At 32.7% G+C, this 6,921-nt stretch carries 7 protein-coding genes; 3 read left to right on the forward strand and 4 right to left on the reverse strand.

Annotation, left to right across the window (positions count from 1 at the left end; genetic code table 11):
* Positions 1 to 4: 4 nt before the first annotated feature.
* From mutS to J6Y29_00390, 3 genes are all read right to left on the reverse strand, one after another.
* The gene (gene mutS, locus J6Y29_00380) at positions 5 to 2,605 is read right to left on the reverse strand and encodes a DNA mismatch repair protein MutS (protein ID MBP5426349.1); all 2,601 of its coding nucleotides are present in this window, start codon (positions 2,603 to 2,605) and stop codon (positions 5 to 7) included.
* A gap of 21 nt (positions 2,606 to 2,626) precedes the next feature.
* On the reverse strand, positions 2,627 to 3,007 hold the full coding sequence (locus tag J6Y29_00385) for a YlbF family regulator (GenBank protein MBP5426350.1): 381 nt from the start codon (positions 3,005 to 3,007) through the stop codon (positions 2,627 to 2,629).
* A gap of 101 nt (positions 3,008 to 3,108) precedes the next feature.
* Complete coding sequence (locus J6Y29_00390; protein ID MBP5426351.1) at positions 3,109 to 3,738, reverse strand: NERD domain-containing protein; 630 nt, start codon at positions 3,736 to 3,738, stop codon at positions 3,109 to 3,111.
* Between the two features lie 282 nt (positions 3,739 to 4,020).
* Here J6Y29_00390 and rpmE point away from each other — a divergent pair, with 282 nt between their 5' ends.
* The 3 genes from rpmE to J6Y29_00405 all read left to right on the forward strand — a co-directional run bounded on the left by rpmE (position 4,021) and on the right by J6Y29_00405 (position 6,358).
* The gene (gene rpmE / locus J6Y29_00395) at positions 4,021 to 4,230 is read left to right on the forward strand and encodes a 50S ribosomal protein L31 (protein MBP5426352.1); all 210 of its coding nucleotides are present in this window, start codon (positions 4,021 to 4,023) and stop codon (positions 4,228 to 4,230) included.
* A gap of 175 nt (positions 4,231 to 4,405) precedes the next feature.
* Positions 4,406 to 5,335 (forward strand): peptide chain release factor N(5)-glutamine methyltransferase, encoded by a 930-nt coding sequence (gene prmC, locus J6Y29_00400; protein MBP5426353.1) that lies wholly within the window; start codon positions 4,406 to 4,408, stop codon positions 5,333 to 5,335.
* A gap of 93 nt (positions 5,336 to 5,428) precedes the next feature.
* Entirely contained in the window at positions 5,429 to 6,358 is a 930-nt protein-coding gene (locus tag J6Y29_00405; protein MBP5426354.1) for a hypothetical protein, read from the forward strand.
* 443 nt (positions 6,359 to 6,801) lie between these two features.
* Here J6Y29_00405 and J6Y29_00410 read toward each other — a convergent pair whose 3' ends face one another.
* Complete coding sequence (locus J6Y29_00410; protein ID MBP5426355.1) at positions 6,802 to 6,909, reverse strand: transposase; 108 nt, start codon at positions 6,907 to 6,909, stop codon at positions 6,802 to 6,804.
* Positions 6,910 to 6,921 lie beyond the last annotated feature (12 nt).

Genomic DNA, 6,921 nt, shown 5'->3' on the forward strand with positions numbered 1-6,921 from the left:
ACAATTATCCCTCATTTACTTTCTGTTGTAGTTTATATAATAAGTTTAATGCATCTAGCGGTGTTAATGTAGTAACATCCATCGTCTTTATTTCCCCTACAATTTCCCTATCCAACTTCGTCTCGCTACTATTGTTCATAGAAAACATATCTATTTGTCCATCTATCACTGGTATCTTGAGTTTCTTTTGTATTCTCTTCATCTCTTCTTTTTCTAAATTCTTTAATATATCTTGTGCTCTATTTATTATGCAATCCGGCACTCCCGACAACTTCGCAACATATACCCCATAACTTTCATCTGCGCCTCCTCGAACAATCTTTCGCAAAAACACTATATCATCGCCATTTTTCTCAACTGATATACAATAATTTTTCACACCATTTATCTTATCTTCTAATTCTGTCAACTCATGATAATGTGTTGCGAACAATGTTCTTGCTCCAATTTTCGATTTGTCAGCTATATGCTCTACCACTGCCCAAGCTATACTAAGCCCATCATATGTACTGGTACCTCTACCAATTTCATCTAAAATAATAAGACTATGTCTTGTAGCATTCTTTACTATGTCAGCAACTTCATGCATCTCGACCATAAATGTACTCTGTCCTAACGCCAAATTATCCGATGCACCTACTCTAGTAAAGATTTTATCCGCTATACCTATATTAGCTTCACTTGCACTTACAAAACTACCCATCTGTGCCATTAACACAATCAGTGCAACTTGTCTCATGTATGTAGACTTCCCCGCCATATTAGGACCTGTTATTATCGCAAGTCTACTGTCTTCTGTATCTAAGTATGTGTCGTTAGGTACAAAACTATTATCATCCATAACTTTTTCAACAACTGGATGTCGCCCTTCCTTTATCTTTAATACACCATCATCAGAAATATTTGGCTTAACATAATTCATCCTCTCCGCAACTTCTGCTAATGCACACAACACATCAAGCGTTGCCACATTATCCGCAACTTTTTTCATGCGCATAACACTACTGGCTATATTCTCTTTTACTTTTACAAATAAATCGTACTCTAACACAATAACCTTATCTTGTGCACCTAATATCATATTCTCTATTCGCTTTAGGTCGTTTGTTATATATCTCTCACAATTTGCTAATGTTTGCTTTCTTATGTACGTATCAGGTACCATATTATAGTATGACCTAGTAACCTCTATATAGTAACCAAATACCTTATTAAAGCCCACCTTCAAATTCTTTATCCCTGTTCGTTCTTTCTCTCGGGCTTCAAACTCAGCTATCCACTGTTTTCCTTCTTTTGTCGCTTTTCTTAACTCATCCACACGTCTATCATACCCACTTTTTATTATACCACCTTCTTTTATAGTAATAGGCGGATCCTCAACTATTGCACTTTCTATTATGTCTACTACATCAGTCAATGTATCTATACCGCTGTTAATATCGCGCAAAAGATTACAATCTAATTTTTCTAGCTGTTCTTTTATAAATGGCAAATTTTTTAATGACATCTTAAGTGATATAAGATCCCTGCAATTAACATTACCTATTGCTAATTTTGTGGCTAATCTTTCTATATCATATACCTTCTGTAAACTTTCCATAATCTCATTTCTGATTATAAAATTATCTTTCAAATTGCCAACTGCATCCAGTCTTTTGCTTATTCGCATAATATCGACAAGTGGTCTTTCTATCCATTTTCTCAATTTACGCGCCCCCATAGATGTCTGCGTCCTATCTAGCGTCCATATAAGAGATCCTCTCTTTCCTCCATCTCTTATTGTTTCCGTAAGCTCCAGATTTTTTCTTGCCGCACAATCCAATACAAGATAATGGTCTCTAGTATACCACTTTGCTACATCTATATGTGGCAATGTAATCTTTTGAGTCCCAGACAAATAACTAACCAAGGCCGCAACTGCTACCTCTGATACATGATTTTCTTTTACTTTGTCGTCTATTGTAATGTCTCTTATTACATTTAGATCAACCTTCTCTTCATCAATATACGATATAAAACTATTAAGCATTTTGCTTAATCTTTTGTAGACCTCTTCATCTTTTTCTTCTAGAAAAATTATAATCTCAGAAGGATTCACTTTATCTACTTCATCTACTAATCTTGATTCCACATTCTCGCCATCAATCATAGTAGCCAAAAACTCCCCAGTCGAAACATCAACATAGGCTAACCCAAACGATCTCTTATCTTTTTTTATCGCCATCAAATAATTGTTTTTCTTGTCATCCAACATTTCTGTCTCTATAACTGTTCCAGGAGTAATTACCCGTATTACTTCCCTTCTTACTAATCCTTTAGCTTCTGCCACATCCTCCATTTGTTCACAAATGGCAACCTTATACCCTTTACTTATCAATTTTGCAATATAACCCGCACTAGCATGGATCGGCACACCACACATCGGCGCTCTTACATCTTTACCACACGGTCTACCTGTTAGTGTTAGTTCTAACTCTCTTGATGCTAACTCTGCATCATCGTAGAACATCTCATAAAAGTCCCCTAATCTGAAGAACAATATAGAGTCTCTATACTTTTCTTTAAATTCCATGTACTGTTGCATCATAGGTGTTAAATTGCACATTTTTCTCTCTCCATATCTTCATCATTTGCACTTGCCACATGTAGAACAACCTCCATGTGAACACGAAGTCTCTCCCGTAATTTCATGAGTTATGATATCATTCACATTCTTCATCAAGTTCTCAAACGCTTTTTTCCCATCCAAAAAATTTTTGGTTATATCATAATCATTAAGCTGTTTCTGTTTTTCTTTAAGCTTATCCCTTAATTTTTCTAAAGTCTCTTTTTCGTCACCCTGCCTTAAGCTTTTCACAAATTCAGCCTGTACACTGTTATACTCATCCAAAAGCTTTTTCGCCTTTTCATCTTGATTAGCTACTACCTCACTTCGCTGTAACTTACTTAATTCTTCACTTTCTGCGATCAACATACCCAATTCCTTCGCCTTCAACAATATCTCCATATCGTACACTCCCTTTCTCCATTAATGCAGTATATCATATTTTAAAAGTCTATGTAAAGATACACCAAACTTGTTTCTTACTATTTTTATAAAAATTTCCTTCAATATCTCTTTGATTTTCTTGTTTTTTCTTTCTTTTTGACATACGCTATATGCTTTATCTTTGTTACACATCCACTTTGATTTAGCGCCTTTAGGTGCCTTACTATACTATTTAGCTGTTCCTTTGTAAAACGCCTAACCTTAACTCCCCTTATGGTGGGAATAAGTTTATTTAATAGAATAACAATACTATTAGTCTTAACATTTAGTCTGCACTCATTGGAAAACACCACTATGGGAATAACAAACTCTTCTTTTATACTAAGATTATTAACTATTGCGTTCACATGCCCCTTATTTTGTATCACTGGATTTTTAAAATAATATTTTGCTCCATGCACACTTTTTATCCACTCTTGCTTGTTACCCACTCCAATTATTGTTCCCTTATAGTTTTTTGTCTCAATAACAAAAATCCCATACACAGATACCACTATGTGATCTATTTGTGTTGTGCCTTTTTTAGTTTTTAGCATAATATTGTTTAGAACTTTATATTCCTTAAACGGCAAAGCCATTAATTTAAATCTTACTACTATTTCTCCAATCATTCCTCTAATAAAAGGAGACACTATCTTATACACAGCCATCAATAAAAACGAAACCACTATATATTCTAACTTTTCCATCACATTCTTCTTTCTTTTAAAAATTCTTACTTTGATTTTATCATATTTTTATGAAGATGTGAACCCTTTTCTCTTAACTCCGTTATCAAGCACTTACTTGGAACATATTCTTCCCCTTTATTAAACTTTTAAAAAATAGTTATTGCATACTTGTTATTTTTATGATAGAATGTTTCCTGGTTGTTGATACATCATTGTTTTAGAATATTGATGGCAACGTAAGATACCTATAAGTTTATTATATACTTTATTTAAGTTATATTGTGAAAGGGGTGAGAAATTATGAAGGAAGCTATTCATCCAAAATTTTATGATTCATCAATTAGATGTTCCTGTGGAGAGACTTTCGCTACAAAATCAACCAAAGAAGGAGAAATATTAGTTGAAATATGTTCGAAATGCCATCCTTTCTTTACAGGTAAACAGAAGTTTGTTGTTAATGATGGTAGGGCTGCTCGGTTTAAGAAAAGATGTGCGGCAGCGGCAAAATAAAAGTAAATTGTATTGCACTGCGAGTCTTAATTTTCAATTCTTGGATATTTGACTCGCTATTGTGGTGTATAACATTTGTTAGAGCAAATTTTTACTACTAGAGATGTCTTTTAGTTTTGTGGATTTTTTCGTGGTAGAATTGTTTGACTTGTTATTTAGAAAGGGTTTTTTTAGTATGAGTAATAAATTAAGCATAGAAACTTGCATGATCAAAGGTTATAGATTACTTAAGGAGCATAACATAGAAAATTCTAAAAATGAATGTCTTCTCATACTGCAACATATCTTACAAAAAAATAGCGCTTTTTTATATGCCAATCCTAAGTACAGTTTAAGCAATGAACAATATTCTTACTTCATGCATTGCATTGAAGAAAGATGTCATTTTAAGCCTCTACAATACATATTAGGCAGTCAGGAGTTTATGGGACTTGATTTTGCTGTTACACCAGACGTACTAATTCCTAGGCAGGATACAGAAATATTAGTTGAAAGTATTTTAAATCATTTACCTCATAAAGAAAATATATCTGTATTAGATATAGGAACTGGTTCTGGATGTATTTGTATAAGCATTGCTCATTTTGCAAAAAATACTAAGGTTCTCGCATTAGATGTATCTGATGCTGCTTTAAATGTTGCTTATTCTAATGCCGAACACAATAATGTGCTAGATAAAGTTTTTTTTCTAAAAAGTAATTTGTTTGAACAAGTCAAAATTTTAAATTTAGATTCAAAAGACTTTTTTGGTAGGAATATACCTAATATTCGAAGCATCATATACGATAAGTTTGATATTATCGTGTCCAATCCTCCATACATATCATCTAATGATATGCTAAGTCTACACACAAGTGTATCTAATTTTGAACCTCATCTTGCTTTATTTGGCGGTGTCGACGGATTAGACTTCTACAGAAAAATTACTTCATCAGCAAAAGATTTTTTATGTGATGGTGGCTTACTTGCGTTCGAGGTAGGATACAATCAGTCTGATGATGTTTACAAAATACTAAAAACACACTCATTTAAAAATCTTAGTATATTACCTGACTTAAATCATATCAACAGAGTTGTGCTTGGTTTTAAAAAAAATCTCCTATAAAATTATTCGAAAAAAAAGGATTTTGGAATATTTATGTAGAACTATATAGACATGAGATACTCTAGTTTGTTATTTTAAAAGGAGGGATATTTTATGGCTAATAAAAAAGATTTTAATGCCTTTGACGATAGCTCATGGGCTAATTTAGAAAAAGAATTAAATGCTGAGGAAAATAAAAACCATCAATTACAAGAAAAAAGCAAAAATTCAAATAAGGATATTGAATCAACAACAGACTGGGCAAACAGTGTTTTTGACAATGATTTTTGGTCAGAACAAAAACCTAAAGCGAAAAAAAATCTAGATTCTGCTGAAATGAAACCTAAAACCAATATAAAAAATGACCCATATATTAAACACATTAGAAATCTTAAAAAGAACATGGCTGCTGATGCAGATGCTCGTAAACTTCAATCAATAAGATTAAGAGAATTACTCTCTACTAAAGAAAATGCTATTGATACTATTCGGTATGATAGAGCTTTATTATCTACTGTAGAATTTACTTACAATAATATTGATGATATAGATTCTCTTAACCATACAGAACTAAAAAATCTGCATGCATTGTGCCAGGAATTTGGTTTCAAAATTAAACCTGAGGTGTACTCTAAAACAATAGACTCTGTACTTAACACACCGCCTTTTGAAAATTTTGTAGACGCTAATTCTAAGACAAATTCAATCCAAAATATAATTCAAAATGTTGAAAACACAAAAGATGTACTTGAATCAAACAAGATAATTAGCAGAAGTGAATCTTTTGACGATGATGCTACATTGTTTTATCCTGATAGTACAGAACCTCTTATTGAGTCAGTAAAAGTTAAAAAGATTCCTAAGAAGACTTTTTCATTTAAAACATCTTTTGAGAAATTAAAAAATATGAAACTTAAAAAAATCTCGTTTACTAAACTTTATAAAGGTTTTAACAAGGTAAAAAATAAGTATTTCTCAAAAAATATCTTTAAAAAGAAAACTAATCAAAAAAATAAAACAAAAGGTCCTTATATACAACTTTAATTTGGGATAAAACCGAATGGAAAGGGAAATTTAGTAGTTTCCCCTCCCTGTCACACCACCGCTTAATATGCGGTGGTTTTTTAATTTTCATATTACCAAAAATAAGGCATTTGGAACTTGTATTAAGAAAGATCCACACATATCCAACTGATATCCACTACACTTTTTGCCTCATGTTCTACAAATTACATTAATCTATAGAACAACCACTTATATATGCTATGATTGTTTTTATAACTTGTCCTTGTCCCCTTATTCCTGCCATAACCCAAATTGTGACATCCTCCCCTACTTACAACTCAAATTTTTTTCATAAAATTCTCGTTGTAGAGGTAGGGGCTTCCTTTTGCACTAATCATGCAAACAGGTAGGTTTCTTCGATAGCACCAATGTGCTAAGGCAGTACGATGCTTATCCCGCAAGCCCTGCGGTTTTTGTTGCTTTTATACTAAGGCATTTACTACTCTCATGCCTTCGTTTCTTATATTTATTGCAGCATTAGTATCTCTATCATGATACTTACCACAATCTGGACAAATCCAAGATCTAATTCCAAAATTTCG

This window comes from Clostridiales bacterium (genome assembly GCA_017961515.1).
Classification (GTDB): domain Bacteria; phylum Bacillota; class Clostridia; order Acetivibrionales; family RGIG10202; genus RGIG10202.